We start from the raw sequence: 26,855 nt of genomic DNA, 5'->3' as shown, positions 1-26,855 counted from the left end.
TTTTTCAGTCGTTGCCGGGCGCAAGCGAGCGTATGCGCTGCACGTGCGCGAGCAGCGAGCGCTGCGCCAGCGGCCACATGCGCGGGGGCACGTCGTCGTAGGCCAGCTCCACCCATTGCGCCGGCGTGCCGCCGGGCAGGCGCTGCATGGCGGCCAGCACCTTGGCCTCGCGGGCCAGTCGATGCTGCTTGAGGTGGGCAATCGCCGCGCGCGGCTCGGCCAGCACGTAGCCGTGGGCGGGCAGGATGAATTGCACCTGCCAGGTCTGGCACAAGGCGTCGAGCCGATCCAGCGCGTCCAGGTAGTCGGCCATGTTGCCGTCTGGCGGGTCGATGACCGTGGTGCTGCCGTTCAGGATGTGGTCGCCGGTGAACAGCAGGCCGTCCTCGCGCAGCAGCAGGCAGACATGGTTGGAGGTGTGCCCCGGGGTGAAGACGACCTCAAGAGTATGGGTATTTTCGGCCTCCAGCCCTTTGTCCACGAGCGTCAGTAGCTCTCCATCTGATAGCGCTCTGTCCGGCCGGAAAAAGCTGTCTGCCCGCGCATCCGGCCCCGAGGGCAGGCCAAGTACGGGCGGGCGCGGCTTGCCGGCGCGCTCGCACAACTGCTGCAGCGGGGCGGCGCCCGGAAAATGGTCGGGGTGCGAATGCGTGCAGACGATGGCGCGGATGTCGCCGCCGGCCGCACGCCACAGGCGTTGCAGATGCTCGGGCTCGTTCGGCCCGGGGTCGATCACGATATGGCCGCTGCCCGGGGTGCCGACGATGTAGCTGTTGGTGCCCGGGCCGGTCATCACGCCCGGGTTGGGCGCGGTCAGGCGCTGCAGGTTGTTGAGCAGCGGCACCGGGCGCAGGTTCTGCCAGTCCAGTTCATGGCGAATCTGGCCGTCGGGGCAGGTCAGCGCGAGCTCGCCGTACTCGGGCTCGTGCTCCATGAAGCGCTCTTCGCGGCCGTTGCGCAGGCCGGCGCGCGGGCAGCTCGTCCACAGCGGCCCTGTGCCCGCGAGCGCGTCGAGCAGCGCCTGCACGCTGTCGAAGTGCTGCAGGCGCTCCAGCGTGCGCACCGTGGGGAAAATCATGAAGAACTCGCCGCGCTGGTGGCGCGCGAGGGCGTCGCCCGGGCGCACCCATTCGGGCGCAAACTGCTCGGCGTCGTCGGCCACGGCGTCTTGCAGCGGCGGCATCCTGGCCACGAAGAAGGGCACCGAAAAGCGCTTGGGCAGATCGCGGTCGGTGTTCCAGTGCGCCAGCAGGAACATCGCGTCCGCCGCCGGGCGCAGGCCGCGCGCTGCGCACTGCGCATAAAAGTCGCCCTGGCGCTGCAGCGCGGCGATGTCCTCGGCGCCGGCCCAGCTGCCGTCGCTGCGGCGCGCGAGCAGCACGCCCAGCTCTTCAAAACTTTCGCGGATGGCGGCCAGCGCCTGGGTCAGCGCTTCGCCCGCCTGCTGCGGGCGGCGGTCGGCCAGCGCGTGGGACGCGGCGTCGCCCGGCTCTATGCCGCCGCCCGGAAAGACGTAGGCGCCCGGCGCAAAACTGGCCCTGGGCGAGCGGCGCGTCATCAGCACCTGCAGGCCGGCTGCGGCGTCGTCGCGCAGCAGCAGCACCGTGGCGGCAGACAGCAGCGGCGCGGCAGCGCGCTGCGGATACAAGACTTGGCTGGTACGCGGCATGCCCGGCATTATGCGGGCCGCCGCGCGGAGGGCGAGCGCCCTCAGCCGCGTGGCTTGGCGGTGAGCAGTACCACCAGCGCGGTGAAGAAATAAAAGGCCTGCAGCTCCAGCGACCAGCCGCCGGAGTTGTTGATGGTCAGTATCTGCGACTGATGCATCAACACCACCGCGACCACCATGTTGATCATCACCAGCAGGGCCGCCGGCACGACGAAGATGCCCGCCAGCAGCAGCAGCGGGGCCAGTACCTCGCCCAGATAGACGGCATAGGCAAAAAAGCCCGGCATGCCGGTCTTCTCGAGCACCCCGACGAGCCAGCCCACGCCGCCGCTGATCTTGGCCCAGCCATGAAACAGCAACAGTACGGCCAGCACGGTGCGCAGAATGATTGCGCCGAGTCGGGGTTGGTAGAGAGCGTTCATGGCAGTGACCTCGTGGGTGGATGAAGGACTGACGGAAGGCCGCGGCGAAGGTATCGCCTGCGGTGCTATCAATTATTGCATGCGCTGCGGCATGTTGTCAGGCGCTGCAGACGGTTTGGCAAGACGGGCTGGATGAGCTTCCGGGGCGGGGGCCGCTGCTGCGCGTCTTAAGATGTAGCCTTCGTGCATTCGAGTGAGCGCCCGCCCATGAATCCCTCCGCCGTGCCACCCATTACCGAAGACGACATTGCGCAGTACCTGGCCAACACGCCGGAATTCTTCGAGCGCCACGCGCAACTGCTCACCAGCGTGGTGCTCACCAGTCAGCATGGGCAGCGCGCCGTCAGTCTGCTTGAACGCCAGGCCGAGATGCTGCGCGACAAGATCAAGGCGCTGGAGCAGCGCATCGTCGAGATGGTGCGCAACGGCAGCGAGAACGCGGCGATTGCAAACCGCGTGCAGCAATGGAGCCGCCGACTGCTGGCCGTGGCCGACCCGGCGCAACTGGTCGAGCAGGTGCAAGACGGGCTGCGTGAATGCTTTGAGGTGCCCAAGGTGGCGCTGCGCCTGTGGGACGTGGCGCCGCAGTGGCAGCAGGCGCCCTGGGCCCAGGGAGCGAGCGAGGACGTGCGCTCTTTCGCCTCGTCGCTCACCATGCCGTTTTGCGGGCCCAACCTCGGCTTCGAGGCCATAGGCTGGCTGCCGCAGGCGGCGCAGGTGCGTTCGGTGGCCATGCTGGCGCTGCGCCCCGGCATGATCGACGACGCGGCCCAGCCCGCCTTCGGCCTGCTGGTGCTGGCTTCCGACGATGCCGATCGCTTCGACAGCACCATGGGCACCGACTTTCTCACCCACATGGCCGAGCTTGCGGCCGCCGCGCTGACCCGGCTGCGCGCCGTCTGAGCGCCCGCTGCATGATCGCGCCGCTTCCTGCCGAGCTCGCGCAATACCTGCAGTACCTGCAGGTGCAAAAGCGCCTCGCACCGCGCACGCTGCGGCTGTATGAAGGGGAGCTGCGCCGCCTGCTCAGCTTGTTTCCCGGCAGGCCACTGCTGCAACTCGCGCCCGCGGATTTGCGCCATGGCATCGCGCGCCTGCACGCTGCGGGCCAGGGGCCGCGCAGCCTGAGCCTGGCGCTGTCGGCCTGGCGCGGCTTTTACGTCTGGGCCGGCCGCCAGGGCCTGGTGCAGGCCAATCCGGCGCAGGACCTGCGCGCGCCCAAGGCCGCGCGCCTGCTGCCCAAGGCCTTGCCCGTCGACCAGGCGGTGCGCCTGGCCGACTTCGTGCAGGACGGCGCCGACCCCTGGCTGCAGGCGCGCGACGTGGCCATGGTCGAGCTGCTCTATGGCTCCGGCCTGCGCGTCGCCGAGCTGGTCGGGCTGGACGTGGCGCCGAGCGCACCCGGACAAGCCGAAGGCCGCGGCTGGCTAGACCTGCAGGCGGGCGAAGCCCATGTGCTGGGCAAGGGGTCCAAGCGCCGCACGGTGCCTGTGGGCCGCACCGCGCAGGCGGCGCTGCAGGCCTGGCTGGCGCTGCGCGAGACCGCGGCGCCCGCCCATCGGCCAACGCAGGCACTGTTCATCGGCCGGCACGGAACGCGCTTGAGCGCGCAATCCGTCTGGCAGCGCCTGCGCCGGCGCGGCCAGCTCGCCGGCCTGGCCGCGCCCGTGCATCCGCACATGCTGCGCCATTCGTTTGCCAGCCATCTGCTGCAGTCCAGCGGCGACCTGCGCGCGGTGCAGGAGCTGCTGGGCCACGCCAACATCAGCACCACGCAGGTCTATACCCGGCTCGATTTCCAGCACCTGGCCAAGGTCTACGACCAGGCGCACCCGCGGGCGCACCGCAAACCGCCGCCGTGATTTCCGCTGCCGGCGCTGCGGTTATGCGGGAATCCGCAAAATGGCTTTTTTTCAACGCACCACCAAGGAGACAACCATGGCCGATACCTGGCTTGCGACGCTGATCACCGAAACGCCCCAGCAGGGCTTTGAACTGGCCATCACGCTCAGCCGCCGCGGCGTCAAGTACACCCAGCCCGACACCGAGGTGCTGCACAAGCTGCGCCCCGAATATGCGCACGACGCGGGGGCGCTGACAGCAGCCTCGCACGTGATCGCGCTCAACTTCCAGACCATCGCGGCGGCAAACAACTACTGGCGCAAGTAAGGCCGCGGCCGCGCGCCCGGCAGCCCCGCAGGCCTGCCGCCTGGCGGGGCTCTTTTTTGCCGCTGCTCAGAAGCTCTCCCAGTCCTGATCGCCGCCGCTGCTGCCCGCGGCCGGCAGCCGTGGTGCGGTCTTGCCGGCGCCCGGGCGCCGCGTGCTGTCCTTGCCGGCCGCCTCCGCCTTGCCCGCGGGCGCGGCTGCGCGCTCGCTGGCGCGCAGGCGGGCCGGCGTGGCACCCGACGGCGGCTTGGCCACGGGCAGAAACTGCGCCGTACCCGCAGCGCCTGCAGGGCGCACGCCTGGCGCCTCACTCAGGCGGAAGGTTGCGACGGCGCCGACCAGCTCGCGCGCCTGCGTGTTCAGACTCGATGCCGCGGCCGCCATCTGCTCGACCAGCGCGGCGTTCTGCTGCGTGGCCTGGTCCATCTGCGCAACCGCTTCGCCCACCTGGGCCACGCCCTGGCTCTGCTCGCTGCTGGCCGCGCTGATCTCGCCCATGATGTCGGTCACGCGCTCTATCGCCTGCACCACCTCTTGCATGGTGCGACCGGCCCGGTCCACCAGGGTGCTGCCGGCCTCCACCTGTTGCACGCTCGTGTCGATGAGCTGCTTGATCTCGCGCGCCGCTTCGGCCGAGCGGCCGGCCAGGCTGCGCACTTCGCTGGCCACCACGGCAAAGCCGCGCCCCTGCTCACCCGCGCGCGCGGCCTCCACCGCGGCGTTGAGCGCGAGGATGTTGGTCTGAAACGCGATCGAGTCGATCACCTGGATGATGCTGGCGATCTTGCCCGAGCTGTCGTTGATCTGCTTCATGGTGCGCACCACGTCGGCCACCACGCTGCCGCCGCGGCGCGCCACCTCGGAAGCGTTTTGCGCGAGCTGATTGGCCTGCAGCGCGTTGTCGGCGTTCTGGCGCACCGTGGTGTTGAGCTCTTCCATCGAGGCCGCGGTCTGTTCCAGCGCGCTGGCCTGGCTTTCGGTGCGCGCCGAGAGGTCCTGGTTGCCCTGGGCGATCTCGGCGCTGGCCGTGGCCACGCCCTCGGAGTCCTGGCGCACCAGCGTGACCACGCGCACCAACCCGTCTTGCATGCGCTGCAAGGCCTGCAGCAGTTGCGCGGTTTCGCTCTTGCCACTGGCTGCGATGCGCCGCGTCAGGTCGCCGCCGGCGACCGCGCCGGCCACGGCCACCGCTTCGTGCAGCGGCCGCGTGATCGAGCGCACGATGGACCAGGCCAGCAGCAGCCCCAGCACGATGGCCGCGAGCGAAGCCAGCGCGACGATCCATTGCATCGCCTGCACCGAGGCGTCGGCCTGGGCGATCGAGCGGTCCATGAGCTCGCCCTGGAAGTCGAGCAGCTTGTCTATCGCCTGCTTGTAGGCGCCCAGCGGCGCGGGCATTTCCTTTTCGAGCAGCGTGGCCGCGTCGCCGCTCAGCCCCATGTCCATGGCTTCGAGAAATTTGTCCTGCAGCGCCAGAACCGGCGTGCGCGCCGCCTGAGCGGCCTGCAGCGCAGCCTTGCCGCCGCTGCTGACGATGCTGGCTTGCAGCTCGGCAAAGAGGCTGGCGACCTGGCGGCGCGTGGCCTGCAAGGTCTCGATCTGGGCCTTGACCGCATCGGGCATGCGGTAGGTCAGCACGTTGGCCAGCGCTACTTCGTTCGTGGCCTCCGCTGCCTTGATGCGGTGGACCTGGGTGATCTTGGGGTATTGGTCGCGCACCACGGTGCCGAACTCGCCGAGCAGTTGCTGGCTCTTGAGCAGCGCGGCGGCGGCGATGACGAGGATCAGGGCCACCATCAGCCCGAAGGCCAGGATGAGGCGGGTGCGGATCTTCAGGTCTTGTATGGACATGGTGGCGGCGGTGTGCAGGCAATGGATGGTTTTCAGCAAGGGCAAGCCCGGGCGCGACTCGCGACGGCCTTGCCCCTGAACCGGACAGGGGCAGTCTGCGCGCACGTCTGGCGCTTGTCACGCCGTGCTTACCCGCAGTGCGCCCGCCCCGGCAGCGCCGCCGTCCCTAGAATTGCCTTGCCGCGACCCCAGCTGTGGTCGTGTTTTTCGTTTCGGGGTTCACCATGCCACTCATTCCTGCCACCATCCTTACCGGCTTTCTCGGTTCGGGCAAAACCACGCTGCTCAAGCGCGTGCTCACCGAATCCCACGGCCAGAAGATCGCCGTGATCGAGAACGAGTTCGGCGAGGAGAACATCGACAGCGACCTGCTGGTAACCGAATCGAAGGAGCAGATCCTGCAGATGAGCAACGGCTGCGTCTGCTGCACCATCCGAGAAGACCTGCGCGACACGCTGCAACTGCTGGCCGCCAAGAAGCGCAAGGGCCTGCTGGACTTCGAGCGCGTGGTGATAGAGACCACCGGGCTGGCCGACCCGGGCCCGGTGGTGCAGACCTTTTTCATGGACGACGAGATCGCCGAGACCTATCTGGTCGATTCGGTCATCACGCTGGTCGACGCCAAGCACGCCAATGAGCAGCTGGATACCCGCCAGGAGGCGCGCCGCCAGGTCGGCTTTGCCGACCAGATCTTCCTGTCCAAGACCGACCTCGTGAGCGAGCAGGACAAGGAAGCGCTGATCCACAGGCTCAAGCACATGAACCCGCGCGCGCCGATCCGCGCGGTGCATTTTGGCGAGGTGCCGCTCAAGGAGGTCCTGGACCTGCGCGGTTTCAACCTCAACGACAAGCTCGAGGTGGACCCGGACTTCCTCACGGCGCAGGACGAGCACGATCATGGGCACGACCACGACCACGACCATGAGGAGCATGCGCATGGCGATGAACACGGCGAGCACTGCGCCCATCTGCACCACCACCATTACGACGACGACGTCAAGAGCTTCGTCTTTCGCGCCGATCGCCCCTTCGATCCGGCGCGGCTCGAGGACTTCATCGGCGCCATCGTCAACATCTACGGCCCGCGCATGCTGCGCTACAAGGGCGTGCTGGCCATGCAGGGCACCGAGCGCAAGGTGATTTTCCAGGGCGTGCACCAGCTCATGGGCAGCGACCTGGGGCCCGAATGGGGCAAGGACGAGCCACGCCAAAGCCGCATGGTGTTCATCGGCATCGACCTGCCGCGCGACATCTTTCTGCAGGGGCTGGAGCAGTGCCTGGTGCCCGCGTGAGCGGGGCGCCGCGCCCGGGCATGCCGCTTGCCGGGGACCATGGGTTCGGGTCGATACAATCGCGGCCCGTTCACAGTCCGACCCGTGGCAATGACCCCGGGCGGCAAGGGCCGGCGCGCAGCGCGCGTTCGGGTTTTGGCTTGCAACCAAGTGGGGTTACCATCGCCCGGTTATCCCCGCGTTCGTCCTTTGGACCTTTAGCCAGCACACCTTCACCATGAATACGACCCTGCAAAAACCTGTGGCGGCCGCCAAGAAAGATTCGAAGCTGGCCAACAACTGGAAAACCAAGTCCGCCGAGGAACTGAGCGACGCCGAAGTGCTCGCCATGCCCGACAGCGAATACATGAACGACAAGCAGCTGGCCTTCTTTCGCCTGAAGCTGGTGCGGCTCAAGCAGGACATCCACGACAACGCCGGCCAAACCACCGAGACGCTGCGCGAGGACACCGTGGTCGTGCCCGATCCGGCCGACCGCGCCACCATCGAGGAAGAGCACGCGCTCGAGCTGCGCACGCGCGACCGCGAGCGCAAGCTGCTCAAGAAGATAGAGCAATCCATCGCGCGCATCGACGCCGGAGATTACGGCTATTGCGACGAGACCGGCGAGCCCATAGGCGTGGGCCGGCTGCTTGCCCGCCCCACGGCCACGCTGTCCCTGGAAGCGCAGCAGCGGCGCGAGCTCAAGCAGAAGATGTTCGGCGACTGAGCCGGGCGGCTGCGCAGGCAATCACGGGCAGGAGCGCATGGCCAAAGAAGACACCGCCCCCGGTGGTTTGCTCTCCAAGGTCGTGCGTTTCGTGCGCAACCCTTCGGTGGACTGGAGCGATCTGGACGCGCTGGGCGACAACCGCGAGTCGCAGTACACGCGCCAGAAGCTCAAGGAAATGATCGAGCGCAAGCGGCGCAACGACTTCGTGCGCAAGCGCGAATTCGAGCAGTTGCGCAAGCTGCGCCGCAAGGAGGCTTCGCCCGACGTCGCCTACGACGAGGCGCGCGCGCAGACCTCTTTTCTGAGCACCGGCGTGGGCGAGCGCTCCGAGCGCGCCGAGACGCTGCGCAAGATCAACGCGATCGAGCAGCAGATGTCCCAGCAGTGGTGGAAGGCCCACGGCAATGCGCCGTCCACGCCCACGCGCCCGGCCCGGCTGGCCGAGGAGGCGAGCGAATGCGCAGCCACGCCGGGTGAGACTACCTTGCCGCCGCCGGCTTCCGGCGCCGAGGCAGGCAGTTGGCACGACCCGCTGCAGGCCTTCGCCCCCACGGCGCCCTCGGCCCTGCGCGCCGAGAGCCTGGTCAACAGCGAAGTGCCCAGCGCGCTGTTCACCGACGAGAATGCAGCTTATCCGTTCACCGCATCGGCGCTGGAGGCAGGCGCCGGCGCGGCGGATGGGCCGAGAGAGGAAAAATTCGTGCACGAACCTGATCTGGAAGAAGCCGCGATCCTGTTCGCCAATGCCGACTACGCGGGCGCCGGGCGTTGCCTGGCCAATGTGCTCAAGCAGCACGCGCAGGACGACCCCGAGCAGCAGCACGAGATCTGGATGACCCTGTTCGACCTGTACCGCGCCACCGGCGAGCAGGCGCCCTTCGATGCACTGGCGATCGAATACGCCGCGCGCTACGGGCGCTCGGCGCCGCTGTGGTTTTCCATTCCAGCGCAGCTCGGGGTGGAGCCGGTGGGCGAGGGCGAAGGGGCGGCGCAGCGTGAGCTGCACTGGAATGCGCCGGCCACGCTCGGGCAGCAGTCGGTCGCGGCGCTGCAGGCAAACCTGGCGCGCTCCAGCCCGCCGTGGACGCTGAACTGGGCGCGCTTGACGCAGATCGAGAGCGCCGCATTGCCCGCGCTCGTCGAGCTGTTTGGCCAATGGGCCGGGCAAAAGGTGCAGCTGCGGCTGCAAGGCCTGGGCGCGCTGCAGAAGCTGCTGCAGGCGCACACCGTGGCCGACGAGCGCGAGGCCGACCCGCAGTGGTGGCTGCTGCGCATGGCGCTGCTGCGCCTGCTGCGCGAGGCCGACCAGTTCGAGGAGGTGGCGCTGGACTACTGCGTCACCTACGAAGTCTCGCCCCCGTCCTGGGTCGACCCGCAGTGCCAGCTGCTTGGCGAAGAGGTGCCGGGCGGCGCCCTTGCCGACGCGGGCCTGGACGAGCAGGCGCTGGCGGACGCGGCCGCAGCCCCGACGAGGGCCGAGCTGACCGGCGAGATCGAAGGCGACGCGCAGGCCCAGCTCGAACCGCTGGAGTCGCTGATGCGCCCGGGCCAGCCCTTCGTGATCGGCTGCGAGCGGCTGATCCGCATCGACTTTGCAGCCGTGGGCTCGGTGCTCAACTGGGCCGCGAGCCAGCAGGCCCAGGGGCGCGAGCTGCGCTTTCGCAACCTGCACCGGCTCGTCGCGGTGTTCTTCAACGTGATCGGCATCAGCGAACACGCCTGGGTGGAGCCGCGCAAGAACTGAGCCGGCGGGCGCGGGCACTTGCAAAACCGCGCTGACGCCGCCATCTGTCGGGGCTATGGAACAGTTTCACGGAACCACCATCCTGAGCGTGCGCCGCCAGCTGCCCGACGGCAGCAGGCAGGTCGCGCTCGGCGGCGACGGCCAGGTCACGCTGGGCAACATCGTCCTCAAGGGCAGCGCGCGCAAGGTGCGCAGGCTCTACCACGACAAGGTGCTCGCCGGCTTTGCCGGTGCCACGGCCGACGCCTTCACGCTGTTCGAGCGCTTCGAGGCCAAGCTGGAAAAGCACCAGGGGCAACTCACGCGCGCGGCCATCGAGCTGACCAAGGACTGGCGCACCGACCGCGTGCTGCGCCGCCTCGAAGCCATGCTGGCGGTGGCCGACGAAAGCGCCTCGCTCATCATCACCGGCAATGGCGACGTGCTCGAACCCGAGCTCGGCCTGGTGGCCATAGGCTCGGGCGGTGCCTATGCGCATTCGGCGGCCAAGGCACTGCTGCAGAACACCGACTTGTCGGCGCTGGAGATCACGCGCAAGGCGCTGGAGATCGCGGGCGAGCTGTGCATCTACACCAACATGCACCACACGATAGAGACGCTTTAGCCTCGTTTTGATAGCTGCTCGCGCTTTATGGGCGGGCGTTAGAGCCTTATTTCATACAAAATGTCTGCCATGACCCCCCGGGAGATCGTCTCCGAACTCGACCGCCATATCGTCGGCCAGCAAAGCGCCAAGCGGGCGGTGGCGATCGCGCTGCGCAACCGCTGGCGCCGCCAGCAGGTGGAGGCGGGGCTGCGCGGCGAGATTACGCCCAAGAACATCCTCATGATCGGCCCCACCGGCGTGGGCAAGACCGAGATCGCCCGGCGCCTGGCGCGCCTGGCGCACGCGCCCTTCATCAAGGTGGAGGCGACCAAGTTCACCGAGGTCGGCTATGTCGGCAAGGACGTGGACGCGATCATCCGCGACCTGGCCGAGGTGGCGGTCAAGCAGACGCGCGAGCAAGACATGAAGAAGCTGCGCGCGCGCGCCGAGGATGCGGCCGAGGAGCGCATCCTGGACGTGCTGGTGCCGCCCGCGCGCAGCGAGGGCGCGGGCGCGGACAGCACCGCGCGCCAGGTGTTTCGCAAGAAGCTGCGCGAGGGCGAGCTCGACGACAAGGAGATCGAGATCGAAGTGGCCGAGGCCCGTCCGCAGGTCGAGATCATGGGCCCCCAGGGCATGGAGGAGATGGCCGAGCAGCTGCGCGGGCTGTTTTCCCAGATGGGCCAGGAAAAGCGCCGCACGCGCAAGCTGCGCATCGCCGAGGCGCTCAGGCTCGTGAGCGACGAGGAGGCGCATCGCCTGGTCAACGAGGAAGAGGTGCGCAGCCGCGCGATCGAGAACCTCGAGCAGAACGGCATCGTCTTCCTCGACGAGATCGACAAGGTGGCCACGCGCCAGGAGACGAGCGGCGCCGACGTCTCGCGCCAGGGCGTGCAACGCGACCTGCTGCCGCTGGTCGAGGGCACCACGGTATCGACCAAGTACGGCATGGTCAGGACCGACCACATCCTGTTCATCGCCTCGGGCGCGTTTCACCTCTCCAAGCCCAGCGACCTGATCCCGGAGCTGCAGGGGCGCTTTCCCATCCGCGTCGAGCTCGGCTCGCTGTCGGTGCAGGACTTCGAGGCCATCCTCACCCAGACCCACGCCAGCCTGGTGCGCCAGTATCAGGCGCTGCTGGCGACCGAAGGCGTGACGCTGCAGTTCACGCCCGAAGGCATCACGCGCATCGCCCAGATCGCCTTCGAAGTCAACGAGCGCACCGAGAACATCGGCGCGCGCCGCCTGGCCACGGTCATGGAGCGCCTGCTCGACGAGGTGAGCTTCGATGCGACCCGGCTCTCGGGCCAGACCGTGGTGGTCGACGCCGCCCTGGTGGACAGCCGCCTGGCCAGCCTGAGCGCCAACGAAGACCTCTCGCGCTACATCCTGTGACCAGCTCGGGCCCTGGCGCCCGCGCTTCATGGATCACTTGCGCAATGTGATCCAAGTTCTTGACTATCAAGGTTTTTTCTGTCCTGCAGTTTAACTGCGGGCGCTAAACCTTTGATTTCATTCACAATTTTTAGGGCGCAACCCTCTTGCGTGGACCCGCTTTCCTGCTACAGTGCAAAAAAGTGCACTGAAGTGGTAAAAAGTGCCGTCTCAGCCCAGTTCCGTGGGCGGCGGTGGAAGTTTCAATCCGGGGGGTCTCAAGTCCGTGTTCCAAGGCGCATCTTCGCTGAGTCTGGATGCCAAGGGGCGTCTGGCGGTGCCCACGCGCCATCGCGAGCCGCTGCTGGCGCAAGCCGGCGGCCAGCTCACGATCACCAAGCACCCCGACGGCTGCCTCATGGTCTTTCCGCGCCCGGCGTGGGAGGCCTTCAGCGCGCGCATCGCCCAGCTGCCCATGCAGGCGCAGTGGTGGAAGCGGATTTTTCTGGGCAACGCCATGGACGTGGAGATGGACGGCACCGGCCGGGTGCTGATCTCGCCCGAGCTGCGCGCGGCGGCAGGCCTGGTCAAGGAAGCCGTGCTGCTGGGCATGGGCACGCACTTCGAACTCTGGGACAAGACCACCTACGAGGCCAAGGAAGCCGCGGCCATGCAGGCTCAGATGCCTGACGTGTTCAAGGACTTTTCCTTCTGAGGGCTGCCAGGTGGGTTGCGCGGCTTCACACACCTCTGTCTTGCTCGACGAGGCGGTCAGCGCCTTGTTGGGTGAGGTGGCTGCGCCCAACGCGGTGTTTGTCGATGGCACCTTCGGGCGCGGCGGGCATGCGCGCCGCATTCTCGAGCGCATGGGTCCGGGCGCGCGCCTGATCGCCTTCGACAAGGACCCCCAGGCCGTGGCCGCAGCCGCGGCGCTGGACGATGCGCGCTTTTCGATACGCCATGAGAGTTTCAAGGGTCTGGAGCAGCTCGCGCCGGGCAGCGTTGCGGGCGTGCTGCTCGACCTGGGCGTGAGCTCGCCGCAGATCGACGCGCCCGAGCGCGGTTTCAGCTTTCGCTTCGACGGGCCGCTGGACATGCGCATGGACCCGACGCGCGGAGAGAGTGTGGCCCAGTGGCTCGCGCATGCCGAGCCCTCAGCAATTGCGGAGGTAGTACGTGACTATGGTGAAGAACGGTTTGCTGGCGCCATTGCAAAGGCGATTGTTGCTCGGCGCGAGAAGCAGGGGCCTGTTCAGACCACTGCCGAGCTCGCCCACATCGTGGCTGGCGCGGTCCGCACCCGCGAGCACGGGCAGAACCCGGCAACGCGCACATTTCAGGCTCTTCGGATTTTCATCAATGCCGAGCTCGAAGATCTCCGCCAGGCGCTAGAGGCGTGCCTCGCGGTGCTGGCGCCCGGCGGGCGGCTGGTGGTGATCAGCTTTCATTCGCTGGAAGACCGCATCGTCAAGCAGTTCATCGCCCGCAACGCGCGCGAAGCGGTGGACCGGCGCCTGCCGCCCAGCGCGCCGCGCGCCATGCCGCTGAAGGCACTGGGGCGCGTGCGCCCGGGCGCGGCCGAGCTCGCCGCCAATCCGCGCGCGCGCAGCGCCGTGATGCGCGTGGCCGAGCGCACGGGAGCGCCGGCGTGACGCGCATGAGCATCGTCTTGCTGCTGGCGGTCATGGCCAGCGGCATGTGGCTGGTGCAGGTGCGCTACGAATCGCGCCGGCTCAACACCGAATGGCACCGCGCCAATGTCGAGGCGCGCCAGCTCGAGGTCGAGCGCCAGCGCCTGCTGGTGGACAAGCGCGCGCAGGCTACGCCGCTGCGCATCGAGCGCCTGGCGCGCGACAAGCTGCAGATGCGCACGCCCACGCCCGCGACCACGCTGTACGTGGCGGCCGATGGCTCGCCCCTGTTGCCGGCGGCGGAGGCCGGGCGATGAGCCGGCGCCGCGTCAACTACGCCTCCAGCCCGCTGCTGGCCGCGCGCACCCCCGTGTGGCGCAGCAAGTTCGTGGTCGCGCTGGTGGCCCTGGGCTTTCTCACGCTGGCCGCGCGCGCGGCCTATGTGCAAGTCATCCACAGCGACTTCTTCAAGCGCCAGGGCGAGGTGCGCTTCGTGCGCACGCTGGAGCTGCCCGCGCACCGCGGCCGGCTGCTCGACCGCAATGGCCTGATCCTCGCCTCCAGCGTGCCCGCGGCCAGCATCTGGGCCATCCCCGAGGACGTGGAAGACCAGCAACCCACGGTGCGCCAGCGCCTGAAGGAAGCGGCGCGGCTCATGGACATGCCGCTGGAGCGGCTCATGGCCCGGCTGGCCGACGAAGACAAAACCTTCGTCTGGCTCAAGCGCCAGCTCGACTGGGACCTGGGCCAGAAGATCATGGCTCTGGGCATCAAGGGCATCTACCTGCGCAAGGAATACAAGCGCGAATACCCCGAGGGCGAATCGGTCGCCCACGTGGTGGGCTTTACCAACGTCGAAGACCACGGGCAAGAGGGCATGGAGCTCGCCTTCGACGACGAGCTGGCGGGCAAGCCCGGTTCGCTGCGCGTGATCAAGGACGGGCGCGGGCGCGTGGTCGAGGGCGTGGGCACCGAAACCCCGCCGGTGGACGGGCGCGACATCCAGCTGTCGGTGGACAGCAAGATCCAGTTCTTCGCCTACCAGAAGCTGCGCGATACCGTGATCGCGCACAAGGCCAAGGCCGGCAGCGTGGTGGTGCTCGACGCGCACACCGGCGAGGTGCTGGCGCTGGCCAATTACCCCAGTTACGACCCGAGCGACCGGCGCCACCTCACCGGCGAGCAGCTGCGCAACCGCGCGCTGACCGACACCTTCGAGCCGGGCTCGACCATGAAGCCGATCACCATTGGCATGGCGCTGGAGCTCGGACGCGTCAAGCACGACACCATCATCGACACCTCGCCGGGGCGCTATGCGCTGGGCAAGTTCACGATTTCGGACACGCACAACTACGGCGCGCTCACCGTGGACGGCGTGATCCAGAAGTCCAGCAACATCGGCGCGCTCAAGGTCGCCCAGCGCATGACGGCGCAGGAGATGTGGACGGTGCACACGGCCCTGGGCTACGGGCAAAGGCCTGAACTCGCCTTCCCCGGCGCGGCCAGCGGGCGCCTGCGCCCCTGGAAGAGCTGGAAGCCGGTGGAGCAGGCCACCATGGCCTACGGCTACGGGCTGTCGGCGTCGCTGTTTCAAATGGCGCGCTCCTACACCGTGTTTGCCAACGACGGCATGGTGATTCCCGCGACCATGCTCAAGCGCAGCGAGGCGCCCGTCGGTACACGGGTGTTCTCCGCGACGAATGCGCAGCTCGTGCGCCACATGCTGTGGCTGGCGGCCGGTCCGGGCGGCACCGGCCAGAAGGCGCAAACCATGGGCTACTCCATAGGCGGCAAGTCGGGCACCGCACGCAAGCAGGTAGGCAAGGCCTACGCCGCCGGCAAGTACCGCGCCTGGTTCACCGGCATGGCCCCGATCGACCAGCCGCGCATCATCGTCGGCGTGATGATCGACGAGCCCTCGGCCGGCGTGTACTACGGCGGCGCGGTCTCGGGGCCGGTGTTCAGCGAGGTGGTGCAGCAGACCCTGCGCCTGATGGGCGTGGCGCCGGACCTGGCGGTAAAGCCGCTCATCGTCTCCAACCCGATCGAGGAGCCGCTGCTGTGAGCGTCGCCATGCTCGCCAACGCAGAGCAGGCGCTGGCCTTCCTGCGCGCGCGGGTGGGCGCCAGGCTGCGCGCCGACAGCCGCCAGGTGGCGCCGGGAGACGGCTTTCTTGCCTGGGCCAGTGCGCCCGAAGCGGCATGGGCGCACGCTAGCGACGCGCTGGCGCGCGGCGCCGAAGCCTGCGTGCTGGATGCGGCCGCGCTCGTGCCCGACGCCCAAGCCGATGCGCCGCAGCTCGCGCGCCTGCCCGGCCTGAAGGCGAAGACCGGCGCCATCGCCAGCGCCTGGCTGGGCGAGCCCAGCGCGCAGATGCGCGTGCTGGCGGTGACCGGAACCAATGGCAAGACCAGCACCGCCTGGTGGCTCGCGCAAGCCATTGAAAAACTCGCAAAAAAGGAGCTGGCAGCGCTTGGTGGATGCGGGTTTGTCGGCACTTTGGGTGCGGGATCGCTGGGCCGGCTTGCGAGCACCGGCATGACCACGCCAGACCCCGTGGTGCTGCAGCAGGCGCTGGCAGACCTTCTCGGCGCAGGCCGGCGCGCCTGCGCGATCGAGGCCTCGTCCATAGGCATTGCCGAGCAGCGCCTGGCGGCCACGCGCATAGACACCGCGATCTTCACCAATTTCACCCAGGATCATCTCGACTACCACGGCAGCATGGCGGCCTACTGGCAGGCCAAGCGCGCCTTGTTCGACTGGCCCGGCCTGCGCGCCGCCGTGGTCAACGTGGACGATGCGCAGGGCGTGCGCCTGCACGCGGAGCTTGCGCCGCGCGCGCTCGACCTGTGGAGCGTGGCCGTGGCCGCGCCTGCGCGCCTGCGCGCCGAAAACCTGTGCCACGGCCCCGAGGGCCTGGTCTTTGACGTCGTCGAAGGCAACCAGCGCGCCAGCCTGGCCACGCGCCTGGTGGGCGACTACAACGCGGCCAACCTGCTGGGCGTGATTGCCACGCTGCGCTCGCTCGGCGTGCCGTTGGCGGCGGCCTGCGGCGCCTGCGCCGACCTGGCACCGGTGCCCGGGCGCATGCAGCAGGTGGCACTTGCCGGCCAGCCGCTGGCGGTGGTGGATTACGCGCACACGCCCGATGCGCTCACCCAGGCGCTTGCCGCGCTGCGCCCGCTGGCGCGCCAGCGCGGCGGGCGGCTGTGGTGCGTATTCGGCTGCGGCGGGGACCGCGACGCCGGCAAGCGCCCGCTGATGGGCGAGGCCGCCCAGGCCGGCGCCGAGCGCTGCGTGCTCACCAGCGACAACCCGCGCAGCGAAGCGCCGCAAGCCATCATTGCCCAGGTGCGCGCCGGCATGGGCGCGGCTGCGGACGCGGTACAGGTCGAAGTCGATCGCGCGCAGGCCATCGCCCAGGCTCTGGCGCAGGCGGATGCGCGCGACGTGGTGCTGATCGCCGGCAAAGGCCATGAGGACTACCAGGAAACCGCCGGGGTGCGCCGCCCGTTTTCCGACGCCGAGCACGCGCGCGCTGCGCTGCAGCGCCGCGCGGGCACGCTGGGCCCGATGTGCACGCTGGCGCAGGCGCATGCGCTGCTGCAGGCCCGCGTGCCGGCCGCGCGCCTGGTGGGCGACGGCGCCACGCCCCTGCTGCGCGTGCACAGCGACAGCCGCAGCCTCCAGCCGGGCGACTTGTTCGTCGCGCTCAAGGGCGAGCGCTTCGATGCGCATGAGTTTCTGCCCCAGGCGCGCGCCGCCGGCGCGGCAGCGGCGCTGGCCGAGCACGGGCTTGAAGCCGCGGGCCTTGCCGGCATCAGCGTGCCCGACAGCCTGCAGGCGCTGGGCGCACTGGCCACGGCCTGGCGCGCCCAGCACGCGCTGGCGCTGGTGGCGGTGACCGGCAGCAACGGCAAGACCACGGTCACCCAGATGGTGGCGGCCATCCTTCGGGCCTGGCTGGGCGACGCAGCCCTGGCCACGCGCGGCAACTTGAACAACGCCATCGGCGTGCCGCTGACGCTGATGGGTCTGCGCCCCGCGCACCGCGCGGCGGTGGTCGAGCTGGGCATGAACCATCCGGGCGAAATCGCCGCGCTGGCCGCCATGGCCCAGCCCACGGTCGCTCTGGTGAACAACGCCCAGCGCGAACACTTGGAATTCATGCACAGCGTGCAGGCGGTGGCGCATGAAAACGGTGCGGTGCTGCGGGCCCTGTCCGCCGACGGCGTGGCCGTCTTTCCGCATGCCGACGAATACAGTGCACTGTGGCGTGAGCTGGCCGGCCAGCGGCGCGTGCTCACCTTTGGCGACGATGCCGCGGCCGACGTGCATTGCGCGCGCGCGCAGTGGCAGGGCGACGCCTGGCAGCTCACCCTGCGCACGCCCGCGGGCGAGCTGCAAACGCGGCTGGCGATTGCCGGACGGCACAACCTGCTCAACGCGCTGGCGGCTGCGGCCTGCGCGCTGGCCGCTGGTGCGCCGCTGCAGGCATTGGCGCAGGGCTTGGCGCAATTTCGCGCTGTCACCGGGCGCTCGCGCGCTTTTGCACTGCAGCGCGGCGCACACCGCCTGAGCGTGGTGGACGACAGCTACAACGCCAACCCCGACTCGGTGCGCGCGGCCATCGAGGTGCTGGCGAGCCTGCCCGCGCCGCGTCTGCTGGTGCTGGGCGACATGGGCGAGGTCGGCAGCCAGGGGCCGCAATTCCATGCCGAAGCAGGCAGTTATGCGCGGGCGCAGGGCGTGGAGCGCTTGCTGGTGCTGGGCGCGCTCTCCGGCCACGCCGCGCAGGCCTTTGGCGCGGGCGCCGAGTGCTTCGACGATGCCGCCGCGCTCATCGCCCGCGTGCTCGAATGCCTGCCGCAAACCGCCAGCGTGCTGGTCAAGGGCTCGCGCTTCATGCGCATGGAGCGCGTGGTGCAGGCGATCGAGGAGGGCGGCGCATGATCCTGTGGCTCAGCCAGTGGCTGCAGGGGCTGTCGCCCGAGTTCGGCTTCCTGCGCGTGTTCCAGTACCTGACGCTGCGCGCGCTGCTGGCGGCAGTGACGGCGCTGCTGATTGGCCTGGTCGCCGGCCCGCGCGTGATACGCATGCTCACCGCGCTCAAGATCGGTCAGCCGGTGCGTGGCTACGCCATGCAGACGCACCTGGTCAAGAGCGGCACGCCCACGATGGGCGGGGTGCTGATCCTGCTGGGCATCACGGTTTCCACGCTCTTGTGGTTCGATCTGTCCAACCGCTTCGTCTGGATCGTGCTGGCGGTCACCCTGGGCATGGGCGCGATTGGCTGGGTGGACGACTGGCGCAAGGTGGTCAACAAAGACCCCGAAGGCATGCGCTCGGGGAAGAAATACCTGCTGCAGTCGCTTATCGGCCTGTTTGCTGCGCTCTATCTGGTGTTCAGTATCTCGGGCGATTCCAACGCGCGCGTGTTCGAGCTCGTCCTCACCTGGGTGCAGTCGGGTTTCTCGCTGGATCTTCCGCCCAAGGCGGGGCTGCTCGTGCCCTTCTTCAAGGAGGTGAGTTATCCGCTGGGCGTGCTGGGCTTCGTCGTTCTCACCTACCTGGTGATCGTGGGGGCGAGCAATGCGGTCAACCTCACCGACGGGCTGGACGGCCTGGCCATCATGCCGGTGATCATGGTCGGCTCGGCCCTGGGCATCTTTGCCTACGTGACCGGCAACGCGGTCTATGCGCGCTACCTGCTGTTTCCGCACATTCCGGGTTCGGGCGAGCTGCTGGTGTTCTGCGCGGCCATGGCGGGGGCCGGCCTGGCCTTCCTGTGGTTCAACACCCATCCGGCGCAGATCTTCATGGGCGACGTGGGGGCGCTGGCGCTGGGCGGGGCGCTGGGCACCATCGCGGTCATCGTGCGCCAGGAGATCGTGCTCGCGATCATGGGCGGCATCTTCGTCGTCGAAGCCATCTCGGTGATGGCGCAGGTCACCTGGTTCAAGTACACCAAGCGCCGCTATGGCCAGGGGCGGCGCATTCTGAAGATGGCGCCGCTGCACCATCATTTTGAAAAGAGCGGCTGGAAGGAGACGCAGGTCGTCGTGCGTTTCTGGATCATCACCATGCTGCTGTGCCTCGTGGGTCTGGCCACGCTGAAACTGCGATGAACGAGCCACTGCACCCCGTCAACCCGGCGCTGGCCGACGCGCCGCCTTCCAGGGCGGCCGAGGCGGCCGAGTTCGTGGCGCGCCTGTTTGACCAGGTGCAGCAAGGCGGTGCCGCGCCCGAACCGGCGCCCTCCGCCGAGCCAGGGCTTGCCGCGGCCGCGCCCGCCATTCAGGCAGAGCCCATCACCGTGGGCGACGACTGGCAGCCGCTGGCCGGCCAGCGCGTGCTGGTACTGGGGCTGGGCGAGTCGGGCCTTGCGATGGCGCGCTGGTGCGCCGCGCGCGGCGCCCAGGTGGCGGTGGCCGACACGCGCGCCGCGCCGCCGCACCTGGCCGAGCTGCAGGCCGAGTTGCCCCAGGTTCCCTTCACCGGCGGCGCTTTCACGCCGGCGCTGGTGCAAGGCATCACCGTGCTGGCGCGCTCGCCCGGCTTGCGCCCGGCGGAGATCGCGGAACTCACCCGAGCGGCGCGGGAAGCGGGCGCCCGCGTGGCCGGTGAGCTCGATTTGTACGCCGACGCGCTGCGCCTGCTCAATGCCCGGTTCGGCTATGCGCCTGCCGTGCTGGCGGTGACCGGCACCAACGGCAAGACCACGGTGACCGCGCTCACCGGCAAGCTGGTGGCCCAGGCCGGGCGCAGCGTGGCGGTGGCAGGCAACATCGGCCCGAGCCTGCTCGACACCCTGCAGCAGCACCTGCGCGCCGCGAGCCTGCCCGAGGTCTGGGTGCTGGAGCTGTCGAGCTTCCAGCTCGATGGCGTGCAGGGCTTTGAGCCGACCGCCGCCACGGTGCTCAACCTGAGCCAGGACCATCTGGACTGGCACGCCAGCATGCAGGCCTATGCCGAAGCCAAGGCGCGCATCTTCGGCACCCAGGCGCTGATGGTGCTCAACCGCGACGACCCGCTGGTGATGCAGATGCTGCCCGCGCCGGTGCCGGTCAAGCTGCGCAAACCCTGGCAGCGCCCGCATGTGAGCTTTGGCACCGACCTGCCGCGCGCGCCGGGCGACTTCGGCATGGAAAGCGCCAGCGGCATGCTCTGGCTGGTGCATGCACTGAACGGGGAAGATGCAGGCCGTCGCGATGCCGGCGCGCAAGCCCTGAGTCTGCAGCGCCTCATGCCCGTCGACGCGCTGCGCATCCACGGCCGGCACAACGCCAGCAACGCGCTGGCGGCGCTGGCCCTGGCCCAGGCCGCGGGCTGCCCGCTGGGGCCGCTGCTGCAGGCGCTGCGCGCCTACCGCGGCGAGCCGCACCGGGTGGAATCGGTCGCGGTGGTCGACGGGGTGGAGTATTTCGACGACAGCAAGGGCACCAACGTGGGCGCCACGGTGGCAGCGCTCGCCGGCCTCGGGGCCGATCGCCGCCTGGTGGTGATTCTGGGCGGCGACGGCAAAGGTCAGGACTTCTCGCCGCTGGCCCCGCCCGTGGCGCGCCATGCGCGCGCGGTGGTGCTGATCGGGCGCGACGGCCCGCGCGTCGCCCAGGCGCTGGCTTCTTGTGGTGTGCCGCTGATCGAAGCCGCCACGCTGGAGCAGGCGGTGGTGCAGGCGGCCCGCGCGGCGCACTCGGGCGATGCGGTGCTGCTCTCGCCCGCTTGCGCAAGTCTGGACATGTTCGAAGACTACAGGCACCGCGCCCGCGTCTTCGTGGCGGCGGTGCAGGAGCTGGCCCAGGCCGGTGGCCTGGCCGCGGCAGGGGGCGGCGCATGACGGCGGCCACGTTCAAGCCCAGGCTGTGGCAGCGTTGGCTGGGCCGACGCTCCGGTGAGCAGCGCGAAAGCGTGGACCAGTTGCCGGTGCGCATCGGCGGCATGGAGCTGCGCCGCACCGCCGCGGTGCCGGCGCGCGTGCTGGGCTTTGACGAGTCGCTGCTCTGGGTGGTGGTGCTGCTGCTGGCCTTCAGCGTGGTCATGGTCTATTCCGCCTCGATCGCGATGCAGGACAACCCGCGCTTTGGCCACGTGAGCGCCACGACCTTCGTGCTGCGTCACCTGTCGGCCATTGCCGTCGGTTTTGTGGCGGCGCTGCTCGCCTTCCAGGTGTCGATGGACGCCTGGGAGCGCATTGCACCCTGGCTGTTCATCGCGTCGATCGCCAGCCTGGTCGTGGTGCTGATTCCGCATGTGGGCGTGATGGTCAATGGCGCGCGGCGCTGGCTCAGCCTCGGGGTGATGAACTTCCAGCCCTCGGAGCTGGCCAAGTTTGCGGTGCTGATTTATGCGGCCGGCTACATGGTGCGGCGCCTGGAGGTCAAGGAGCGCTTCTTTCGCGCCGTGCTGCCCATGGCCGCGGCCGTGGCCATCGTCGGCGGCCTGCTGCTGGCCGAGCCGGACATGGGCGCCTTCATGGTGATCGCGGTCATCGCCATGGGCATCCTGTTCCTGGGCGGAGTGAATGCGCGCATGTTCTTCCTGATCGCGCTGATTCTGGTGGCGGCCTTCGCGCTGATGATCTGGTCTTCTCCCTGGCGGCGCGAGCGCATCTTTGCCTACCTCGACCCCTTCAGCGAGGACCATGCGCTGGGCAAGGGCTACCAGCTCTCGCACGCGCTGATCGCGATTGGCCGCGGCGAGGTTTTTGGTGTCGGCCTGGGCGCGAGCGTGGAGAAACTCAGCTGGCTGCCCGAGGCGCACACCGACTTCCTGCTCGCGGTCATCGGCGAAGAGCTGGGCCTCATCGGCGTGCTCACGCTCATCGTCGCCTTCCTCTGGCTCACGCGACGCATCATGCTGATCGGCCGCCAGGCGATCGCGCTGGACCGCGTCTTCTCCGGCCTGGTGGCCGAGGGCGTGGCCGTGTGGATAGGCTTTCAGGCCTTCATCAACGTGGGCGTGAACCTGGGCGCGCTGCCGACCAAGGGCTTGACGCTGCCGCTGATGAGCTATGGCGGCTCGGCCATCCTGATGAACCTGGTGGCGCTGGCCGTGGTGCTCAGGGTGGATTACGAGAATAAGTCGCTGATGAGAGGAGGCCGCGCATGAGCCAGCCCCGGACTGCTCTCATCATGGCCGGCGGCACCGGCGGGCACATCTTCCCGGGCCTTGCGCTCGCGCAGGAGCTGCGCGCGCGCGGCTGGCGCGTGCACTGGCTGGGTACGCCGGGCAGCATGGAGTCGCGCATCGTGCCGTCCGAGGGTTTTGTGCTCGAGACCATCGACTTCTCCGGCGTGCGCGGCAAGGGCCTGCTGCCCTTCGCCTTGCTGCCGCTGCGGCTGCTCAAGGCCTTCTGGCAGTCGCTCGCCGTGGTGCGGCGCGTGCAGCCCGACGTGGTGGTCGGCTTTGGCGGCTATGTGAGCTTTCCGGGCGGCATGATGGCGGTGCTGGCGGGCAAGCCTCTGGTGCTGCACGAACAGAATTCCGTCGCTGGCCTGGCCAACAAGGTGCTGGCGGGCGTGGCCGAGCGCATCTTCACCGCCTTCCCCGGCGCGTTGCGCAAGGGCCATTGGGTGGGCAACCCGCTGCGCGCCGCCTTCACCGGGCAGCCGGGGCCGCAGGATCGCTTTGCCGGGCGCAGCGGTCCGCTCAAGCTGCTGGTGGTCGGCGGCAGCCTGGGTGCGCGCGCACTCAATGAGGTGCTGCCCCAGGCACTGGCATTGATTGCGCCCGAGCGCCGCCCCCTCGTAACCCATCAAAGCGGCGAAAAGCAACTCGACGCCTTGCGCGCCAGCTACGACGCCGCAGGCGTGCAAGGCCGCCTGCTGCCCTTCATCGAGGACATGGCCCAAGCCCTTGCCGATGCCGACGTGGTGATCTGCCGCGCCGGCGCCAGCACCGTCACCGAGATCGCCGCCGTGGGCTGCGCCGCGCTCTTCGTGCCCTTTCCGTTCGCGGTGGACGATCACCAGAGCGCCAATGCGCGCTTTCTGGTGGATGCGGGTGCGGCCTGGCTGGTGCAGCAGGCCGACCTTACACCCGAGGGACTGGCCGAAATGATTGAAAAATGGGAGCGCCCAGCGCTTGTGCAGAAAGCGCTGGAGGCCAAAAAGATGCAAAAGATTCAGGCCGTGCGCGAGATGACTGCCGCCTGTGAGGAGCTGGCGGCATGAAGCACGTCATCCACCACATCCACTTCGTCGGCGTGGGCGGCTCGGGCATGTGCGGCATCGCCGAAGTGCTGCACAACCTGGGCTATACGGTCTCGGGCTCGGACCAGAGCGACAGCGCCACGCTCCGGCGCCTGCAGCAGCTGGGCGTGCAGACCCACGTCGGCCACGCGGCCGCGCACGTGGCCGGGGCCGACGCGGTGGTCACCTCCACCGCGGTGCACGGCGACAACCCCGAGGTGCTGGCGGCGCGTGCGCGCAAGATACCTGTGGTGCCGCGCGCGGTCATGCTGGCCGAGCTGATGCGTCTGCGCCAGGGCATCGCGATTGCCGGCACCCACGGCAAGACCACGACGACGAGCCTGGTGGCCAGCGTGCTCGCCCAGGGCGGGCTCGATCCCACTTACGTGATCGGCGGGCGGCTGAACAGCGCGGGCAGCAACGCCCGCCTGGGCAAGGGCGAATACATCGTGGTGGAGGCCGACGAGTCGGATGCGTCTTTCCTCAAGCTCCTGCCGGTGATGGCCGTGGTCACCAACATCGACGCCGACCACATGGACACCTACGGCCACGATTTTGGCCGGCTCAAGCAGGCCTTCGTCGACTTTCTGCACCGCATGCCGTTTTACGGCACGGCGGTGCTCTGCGTGGACGACCCGGCGGTGCGCGAGATCGCGCCGCGCCTGACCTGCCCGATCACGCGCTACGGCCTGGGTGAAGACGCCGAGGTGCGCGCGCTGGACGTGCGCGCCGTGGGCACGCAGATGCACTTCAAGGTGCAGCGACGCAATGGCGTGACGCTGCCCGACCTGCAGGTGGTGCTGAACCTGGCGGGCGAGCACAACGTGCGCAACGCCCTGGCCGCGATCGCGGTGGCCACAGAGCTGAGCGTGCCCGACGCCGCCATCCTGCAAGCCCTGGCCAGCTTCACCGGCGTGGGCAGGCGTTTTCAGAGCCACGGCGAGCTGCCGGCCGCGGGCGGCGGGCGATTCACGCTGATCGAGGACTACGGCCACCATCCGGTGGAGATGGCCGCGACCATAGCCGCGGCGCGCGGCGCCTTCCCGGGGCGGCGCCTGGTGGTGGCCTTTCAGCCGCACCGCTACACCCGCACGCGCGACTGTTTCGAGGACTTCGTACAAGTGCTGGGCCGCACCGACGCGGTGCTGCTCACCGAGGTCTATGCCGCCGGCGAGGAGCCGATCGCGCTGGCCGACGGCCGCTCGCTGGCGCGGGCGCTGCGCGTCGCCGGCAAGGTCGAGCCGGTGTTCATCGAAGACGTGGCCGAGCTGCCGGCGCAGATCGCGCGCCTGGCGCGCGGCGGCGACGTGCTGCTGTGCATGGGCGCGGGCTCCATAGGCACGGCGGCCGCCCGCACCGCGCAGATGCTGCAAAAAACAGAGCTTCCAGCGCAGGAGGGACGGGCGCCATGAGCCAATTTGACCCAAAAATGGACGTGGCGGCGCTGGGCAAGGTGGCGGTGCTCATGGGCGGTGACTCGGCCGAGCGCGAGATCTCTCTGCTCTCCGGGCAGGGCGTGCTGCAGGCGCTGCGCGCGCGCGGTGTCGACGCGCACGCCTTCGACCCTGCGGCGCGCGCGCTGTGCGAGCTGCAGCGCGAAGGCTATGCGCGCTGCTTCATCGCGCTGCACGGGCGCCACGGCGAGGACGGCACGGTGCAGGGCGCGCTCGAGCTGCTCGGCATCCCCTACACCGGAGCGGGCGTGATGGCGTCGAGCATCGCCATGGACAAGACCATGACCAAGCGCATCTGGCGCGCCGAGGGCCTGCCCACGCCCGACTGGCGGCTGGTGGACTCGGCGGCGCAATGCGCCCAGGCCTTTGCCGAGCTGGGCAGCCCCATGATCGTCAAGCCGGTGCGCGAGGGCTCTACGCTCGGCCTGACCAAGGTGCTGCGCGCCGAGCAGTGCGAGGCCGCCTACCTGCTCGCCGCAAGCCACGACAGCGAGGTGTTGTGCGAGCAATTCATCGCCGGCGAGGAAACCACTTGCGCGCTGCTCGGCCAGGGCGCAGGTGCGCAGGCGCTGCCCATCATTCGCATCGTCGCGCCGGGCGGCAATTACGACTTCCAGAACAAGTACTACACCGACGTGGTGCGCTACGACTGCCCCAGCGGCCTGCCCGAGCACGAGGAGCAGGCCTTGCGCGCGCTCTCGCTCGCGGCCTACCGCACGCTTGCCTGCCGCGGCTGGGCGCGTGCCGACATCATGGTGCGCGCCGCCGATCGCCAGCCGTTTCTGCTGGAGATCAATACCTCGCCAGGCATGACCGGCCATTCGCTCGTGCCCATGGCGGCGCGCGCCAGCGGCCTGAGCTATGAAGCGCTGTGCCTGCAGATTCTGGCCGGCGCGTCGCTCGACGCCTGGCAGGGCAGGGAGGTGAAGGCATGAACCCCGCGAGCCCCCTGCCGCTGGATGTGCGCCTGATGAACTGGACCGCGGGCCTGCTGCTGCTGGGCTGCGCCGCCGCGCTGCTGTGGGCGCTGGGCAGCTGGGCCGCGCGGCTGCCGCTGTTTGCACTCACGCGGGTAAGCGTGGGCGGCGAACTCACGCGCGTGGATGCGGCGCTGCTGCGCCGCCAGGTGGCGCCGGCGCTGGCGGGCAACTTCTTCACCGTCGATCTGCAGCGCGTGCGCCGCGCCTTCGAGCAAGTGCCCTGGGTCAAGAGCGTGCAGGTGCAGCGCATCTTTCCGCACGCGCTGCAGGTGCGCGTGCAAGAGCAGCAGGCCGCGGCGCTGTGGGGCGAAGAGGGCGCCGAGGCCTTGGTCAACCCCGAGGGCGAGGTGTTTCATGCCGACGCTTCGGCCGTGGAGGAAGAGGCGCTGGTGCGCCTCGTCGGCCCGAAGGAGCAGGCCGCGCCCATGCTGGCCATGCTGCGCCAGCTCACGCCGGCGCTGGCGCCGCTGGATTCGCGGGTGCAGACGCTGGCGCTGAGCGCGCACGGCAGCTGGCATGTGCAACTGGACAGCGGCGCGGCGCTGGAGCTGGGCAGTGGCGAGGCGCCGCTGCTGCTCGCGCGCGTGCGGCGCCTGGCGGCAACGCTCGCCCAGGTGGCGCACGGCCAGCAGCGCAGCCTGGCGCAGCTGCAGTACGCCGACCTGCGCTACCCCAACGGCTATGCGCTGCGCCTCAAGGGTGTGAGCACCCTCAGCGGCGACGCACACCCCGCGCCGGCCGCGCCGCGCGCCGCACCGAAAAACCACAGAGGCTAGGAAGA

At 69.2% G+C, this 26,855-nt stretch carries 23 protein-coding genes; 20 read left to right on the top strand and 3 right to left on the bottom strand.

The window, feature by feature from the left end:
- Positions 1 to 4 precede the first annotated feature (4 nt).
- Together KUD94_RS09450 and KUD94_RS09445 are read right to left on the bottom strand one after the other, a co-directional pair.
- Positions 5 to 1,669, bottom strand: a complete 1,665-nt coding sequence (locus KUD94_RS09450) for an MBL fold metallo-hydrolase (protein ID WP_218236932.1) — start codon at positions 1,667 to 1,669, stop codon at positions 5 to 7.
- Between the two features lie 41 nt (positions 1,670 to 1,710).
- The gene (locus KUD94_RS09445) at positions 1,711 to 2,091 is read right to left on the bottom strand and encodes a DoxX family protein (RefSeq protein WP_218236931.1); all 381 of its coding nucleotides are present in this window, start codon (positions 2,089 to 2,091) and stop codon (positions 1,711 to 1,713) included.
- A 207-nt stretch (positions 2,092 to 2,298) separates the two neighbouring features.
- Here KUD94_RS09445 and KUD94_RS09440 point away from each other — a divergent pair, with 207 nt between their 5' ends.
- From KUD94_RS09440 to KUD94_RS09430, 3 genes are all read left to right on the top strand, one after another.
- On the top strand, positions 2,299 to 2,994 hold the full coding sequence (locus tag KUD94_RS09440; RefSeq protein ID WP_218236929.1) for a DUF484 family protein: 696 nt from the start codon (positions 2,299 to 2,301) through the stop codon (positions 2,992 to 2,994).
- A gap of 11 nt (positions 2,995 to 3,005) precedes the next feature.
- Positions 3,006 to 3,953 (top strand): tyrosine recombinase XerC, encoded by a 948-nt coding sequence (locus KUD94_RS09435; RefSeq protein WP_218236927.1) that lies wholly within the window; start codon positions 3,006 to 3,008, stop codon positions 3,951 to 3,953.
- Positions 3,954 to 4,029: 76 nt separating this feature from the next.
- Positions 4,030 to 4,260, top strand: a complete 231-nt coding sequence (locus KUD94_RS09430; RefSeq protein ID WP_146912929.1) for a hexameric tyrosine-coordinated heme protein — start codon at positions 4,030 to 4,032, stop codon at positions 4,258 to 4,260.
- Positions 4,261 to 4,326: 66 nt separating this feature from the next.
- On the opposite strand, the gene KUD94_RS14845 is transcribed toward KUD94_RS09430, so the two are convergent.
- Complete coding sequence (locus tag KUD94_RS14845; protein ID WP_218236925.1) at positions 4,327 to 6,108, bottom strand: methyl-accepting chemotaxis protein; 1,782 nt, start codon at positions 6,106 to 6,108, stop codon at positions 4,327 to 4,329.
- Positions 6,109 to 6,332: 224 nt separating this feature from the next.
- On the opposite strand from KUD94_RS14845, the gene KUD94_RS09420 reads away from it, so the two are divergent.
- From KUD94_RS09420 to KUD94_RS09340, 17 genes are all read left to right on the top strand, one after another.
- On the top strand, positions 6,333 to 7,400 hold the full coding sequence (locus tag KUD94_RS09420; RefSeq protein WP_218236923.1) for a GTP-binding protein: 1,068 nt from the start codon (positions 6,333 to 6,335) through the stop codon (positions 7,398 to 7,400).
- A gap of 217 nt (positions 7,401 to 7,617) precedes the next feature.
- Positions 7,618 to 8,109: an RNA polymerase-binding protein DksA gene (dksA, locus tag KUD94_RS09415; protein WP_218236922.1), complete on the top strand. Its 492-nt coding sequence runs from the start codon at positions 7,618 to 7,620 to the stop codon at positions 8,107 to 8,109.
- 37 nt (positions 8,110 to 8,146) lie between these two features.
- Positions 8,147 to 9,856, top strand: a complete 1,710-nt coding sequence (locus tag KUD94_RS09410) for an STAS domain-containing protein (protein ID WP_218236920.1) — start codon at positions 8,147 to 8,149, stop codon at positions 9,854 to 9,856.
- A gap of 55 nt (positions 9,857 to 9,911) precedes the next feature.
- Positions 9,912 to 10,460 carry an ATP-dependent protease subunit HslV gene (hslV, locus tag KUD94_RS09405; protein WP_218236918.1) on the top strand — a complete coding sequence of 183 codons (549 nt, stop codon included), beginning with the start codon at positions 9,912 to 9,914 and terminating at the stop codon, positions 10,458 to 10,460.
- Between the two features lie 60 nt (positions 10,461 to 10,520).
- A complete protein-coding gene (hslU, locus tag KUD94_RS09400; RefSeq protein ID WP_218236916.1) occupies positions 10,521 to 11,837 on the top strand; it encodes an ATP-dependent protease ATPase subunit HslU in 1,317 nt (438 codons plus the stop codon).
- Between the two features lie 265 nt (positions 11,838 to 12,102).
- Positions 12,103 to 12,531: a division/cell wall cluster transcriptional repressor MraZ gene (mraZ, locus tag KUD94_RS09395; RefSeq protein ID WP_218236914.1), complete on the top strand. Its 429-nt coding sequence runs from the start codon at positions 12,103 to 12,105 to the stop codon at positions 12,529 to 12,531.
- Positions 12,532 to 12,541: 10 nt separating this feature from the next.
- Positions 12,542 to 13,468 carry a 16S rRNA (cytosine(1402)-N(4))-methyltransferase RsmH gene (rsmH, locus tag KUD94_RS09390; RefSeq protein ID WP_218236912.1) on the top strand — a complete coding sequence of 309 codons (927 nt, stop codon included), beginning with the start codon at positions 12,542 to 12,544 and terminating at the stop codon, positions 13,466 to 13,468.
- Positions 13,465 to 13,764, top strand: coding sequence for a cell division protein FtsL (gene ftsL / locus KUD94_RS09385; protein ID WP_218236910.1), 300 nt, complete (start codon positions 13,465 to 13,467; stop codon positions 13,762 to 13,764). Before rsmH ends, ftsL begins: the two co-directional genes overlap by 4 nt.
- Complete coding sequence (locus KUD94_RS09380) at positions 13,761 to 15,512, top strand: penicillin-binding protein 2 (protein ID WP_218236909.1); 1,752 nt, start codon at positions 13,761 to 13,763, stop codon at positions 15,510 to 15,512. The genes ftsL and KUD94_RS09380 overlap by 4 nt, the downstream gene beginning before the upstream one ends.
- Before the next feature lie 8 nt (positions 15,513 to 15,520).
- Positions 15,521 to 18,400, top strand: coding sequence for a bifunctional UDP-N-acetylmuramoyl-L-alanyl-D-glutamate--2,6-diaminopimelate ligase MurE/UDP-N-acetylmuramoyl-tripeptide--D-alanyl-D-alanine ligase MurF (gene murF / locus KUD94_RS09375; protein ID WP_218236907.1), 2,880 nt, complete (start codon positions 15,521 to 15,523; stop codon positions 18,398 to 18,400).
- A complete protein-coding gene (gene mraY, locus KUD94_RS09370; RefSeq protein WP_218236905.1) occupies positions 18,397 to 19,575 on the top strand; it encodes a phospho-N-acetylmuramoyl-pentapeptide-transferase in 1,179 nt (392 codons plus the stop codon). The genes murF and mraY overlap by 4 nt, the downstream gene beginning before the upstream one ends.
- Positions 19,572 to 21,287 (top strand): UDP-N-acetylmuramoyl-L-alanine--D-glutamate ligase, encoded by a 1,716-nt coding sequence (gene murD / locus KUD94_RS09365; RefSeq protein WP_218236903.1) that lies wholly within the window; start codon positions 19,572 to 19,574, stop codon positions 21,285 to 21,287. The genes mraY and murD overlap by 4 nt, the downstream gene beginning before the upstream one ends.
- Positions 21,284 to 22,558 (top strand): putative lipid II flippase FtsW, encoded by a 1,275-nt coding sequence (ftsW, locus tag KUD94_RS09360; RefSeq protein WP_218236901.1) that lies wholly within the window; start codon positions 21,284 to 21,286, stop codon positions 22,556 to 22,558. Before murD ends, ftsW begins: the two co-directional genes overlap by 4 nt.
- Complete coding sequence (gene murG, locus KUD94_RS09355; protein WP_218236899.1) at positions 22,555 to 23,622, top strand: undecaprenyldiphospho-muramoylpentapeptide beta-N-acetylglucosaminyltransferase; 1,068 nt, start codon at positions 22,555 to 22,557, stop codon at positions 23,620 to 23,622. The genes ftsW and murG overlap by 4 nt, the downstream gene beginning before the upstream one ends.
- Positions 23,619 to 25,052, top strand: a complete 1,434-nt coding sequence (gene murC, locus KUD94_RS09350; protein ID WP_218236897.1) for a UDP-N-acetylmuramate--L-alanine ligase — start codon at positions 23,619 to 23,621, stop codon at positions 25,050 to 25,052. Before murG ends, murC begins: the two co-directional genes overlap by 4 nt.
- On the top strand, positions 25,049 to 26,029 hold the full coding sequence (locus KUD94_RS09345; protein ID WP_218236895.1) for a D-alanine--D-alanine ligase: 981 nt from the start codon (positions 25,049 to 25,051) through the stop codon (positions 26,027 to 26,029). Before murC ends, KUD94_RS09345 begins: the two co-directional genes overlap by 4 nt.
- Positions 26,026 to 26,850: a cell division protein FtsQ/DivIB gene (locus KUD94_RS09340; RefSeq protein WP_218236893.1), complete on the top strand. Its 825-nt coding sequence runs from the start codon at positions 26,026 to 26,028 to the stop codon at positions 26,848 to 26,850. The genes KUD94_RS09345 and KUD94_RS09340 overlap by 4 nt, the downstream gene beginning before the upstream one ends.
- Positions 26,851 to 26,855: the final 5 nt, after the last annotated feature.

It is taken from the genome of Comamonas sp. NLF-1-9 (assembly GCF_019195435.1).
Classification (GTDB): Bacteria; Pseudomonadota; Gammaproteobacteria; order Burkholderiales; family Burkholderiaceae_C; genus Comamonas_C.
This window is presented reverse-complemented; position numbering and strand designations above follow the sequence as displayed.

Coding starts and splice junctions, on each gene's coding strand:
- hslV (WP_218236918.1), top strand. CDS start 9,912: ATGGAACAGTTTCACGGAACCACCATCCTGAGCGTGCGCCGCCAGCTG.
- KUD94_RS09340 (WP_218236893.1), top strand. CDS start 26,026: ATGAACCCCGCGAGCCCCCTGCCGCTGGATGTGCGCCTGATGAACTGG.
- KUD94_RS09345 (WP_218236895.1), top strand. CDS start 25,049: ATGAGCCAATTTGACCCAAAAATGGACGTGGCGGCGCTGGGCAAGGTG.
- murD (WP_218236903.1), top strand. CDS start 19,572: ATGAACGAGCCACTGCACCCCGTCAACCCGGCGCTGGCCGACGCGCCG.
- KUD94_RS09420 (WP_218236923.1), top strand. CDS start 6,333: ATGCCACTCATTCCTGCCACCATCCTTACCGGCTTTCTCGGTTCGGGC.
- KUD94_RS09440 (WP_218236929.1), top strand. CDS start 2,299: ATGAATCCCTCCGCCGTGCCACCCATTACCGAAGACGACATTGCGCAG.
- KUD94_RS09410 (WP_218236920.1), top strand. CDS start 8,147: ATGGCCAAAGAAGACACCGCCCCCGGTGGTTTGCTCTCCAAGGTCGTG.
- ftsW (WP_218236901.1), top strand. CDS start 21,284: ATGACGGCGGCCACGTTCAAGCCCAGGCTGTGGCAGCGTTGGCTGGGC.
- mraY (WP_218236905.1), top strand. CDS start 18,397: ATGATCCTGTGGCTCAGCCAGTGGCTGCAGGGGCTGTCGCCCGAGTTC.
- KUD94_RS09435 (WP_218236927.1), top strand. CDS start 3,006: ATGATCGCGCCGCTTCCTGCCGAGCTCGCGCAATACCTGCAGTACCTG.
- hslU (WP_218236916.1), top strand. CDS start 10,521: ATGTCTGCCATGACCCCCCGGGAGATCGTCTCCGAACTCGACCGCCAT.
- murF (WP_218236907.1), top strand. CDS start 15,521: ATGCTCGCCAACGCAGAGCAGGCGCTGGCCTTCCTGCGCGCGCGGGTG.
- KUD94_RS09445 (WP_218236931.1), bottom strand. CDS start 2,091: ATGAACGCTCTCTACCAACCCCGACTCGGCGCAATCATTCTGCGCACC.
- murC (WP_218236897.1), top strand. CDS start 23,619: ATGAAGCACGTCATCCACCACATCCACTTCGTCGGCGTGGGCGGCTCG.
- KUD94_RS09380 (WP_218236909.1), top strand. CDS start 13,761: ATGAGCCGGCGCCGCGTCAACTACGCCTCCAGCCCGCTGCTGGCCGCG.
- KUD94_RS14845 (WP_218236925.1), bottom strand. CDS start 6,108: ATGTCCATACAAGACCTGAAGATCCGCACCCGCCTCATCCTGGCCTTC.
- KUD94_RS09430 (WP_146912929.1), top strand. CDS start 4,030: ATGGCCGATACCTGGCTTGCGACGCTGATCACCGAAACGCCCCAGCAG.
- murG (WP_218236899.1), top strand. CDS start 22,555: ATGAGCCAGCCCCGGACTGCTCTCATCATGGCCGGCGGCACCGGCGGG.
- KUD94_RS09450 (WP_218236932.1), bottom strand. CDS start 1,669: ATGCCGCGTACCAGCCAAGTCTTGTATCCGCAGCGCGCTGCCGCGCCG.
- dksA (WP_218236922.1), top strand. CDS start 7,618: ATGAATACGACCCTGCAAAAACCTGTGGCGGCCGCCAAGAAAGATTCG.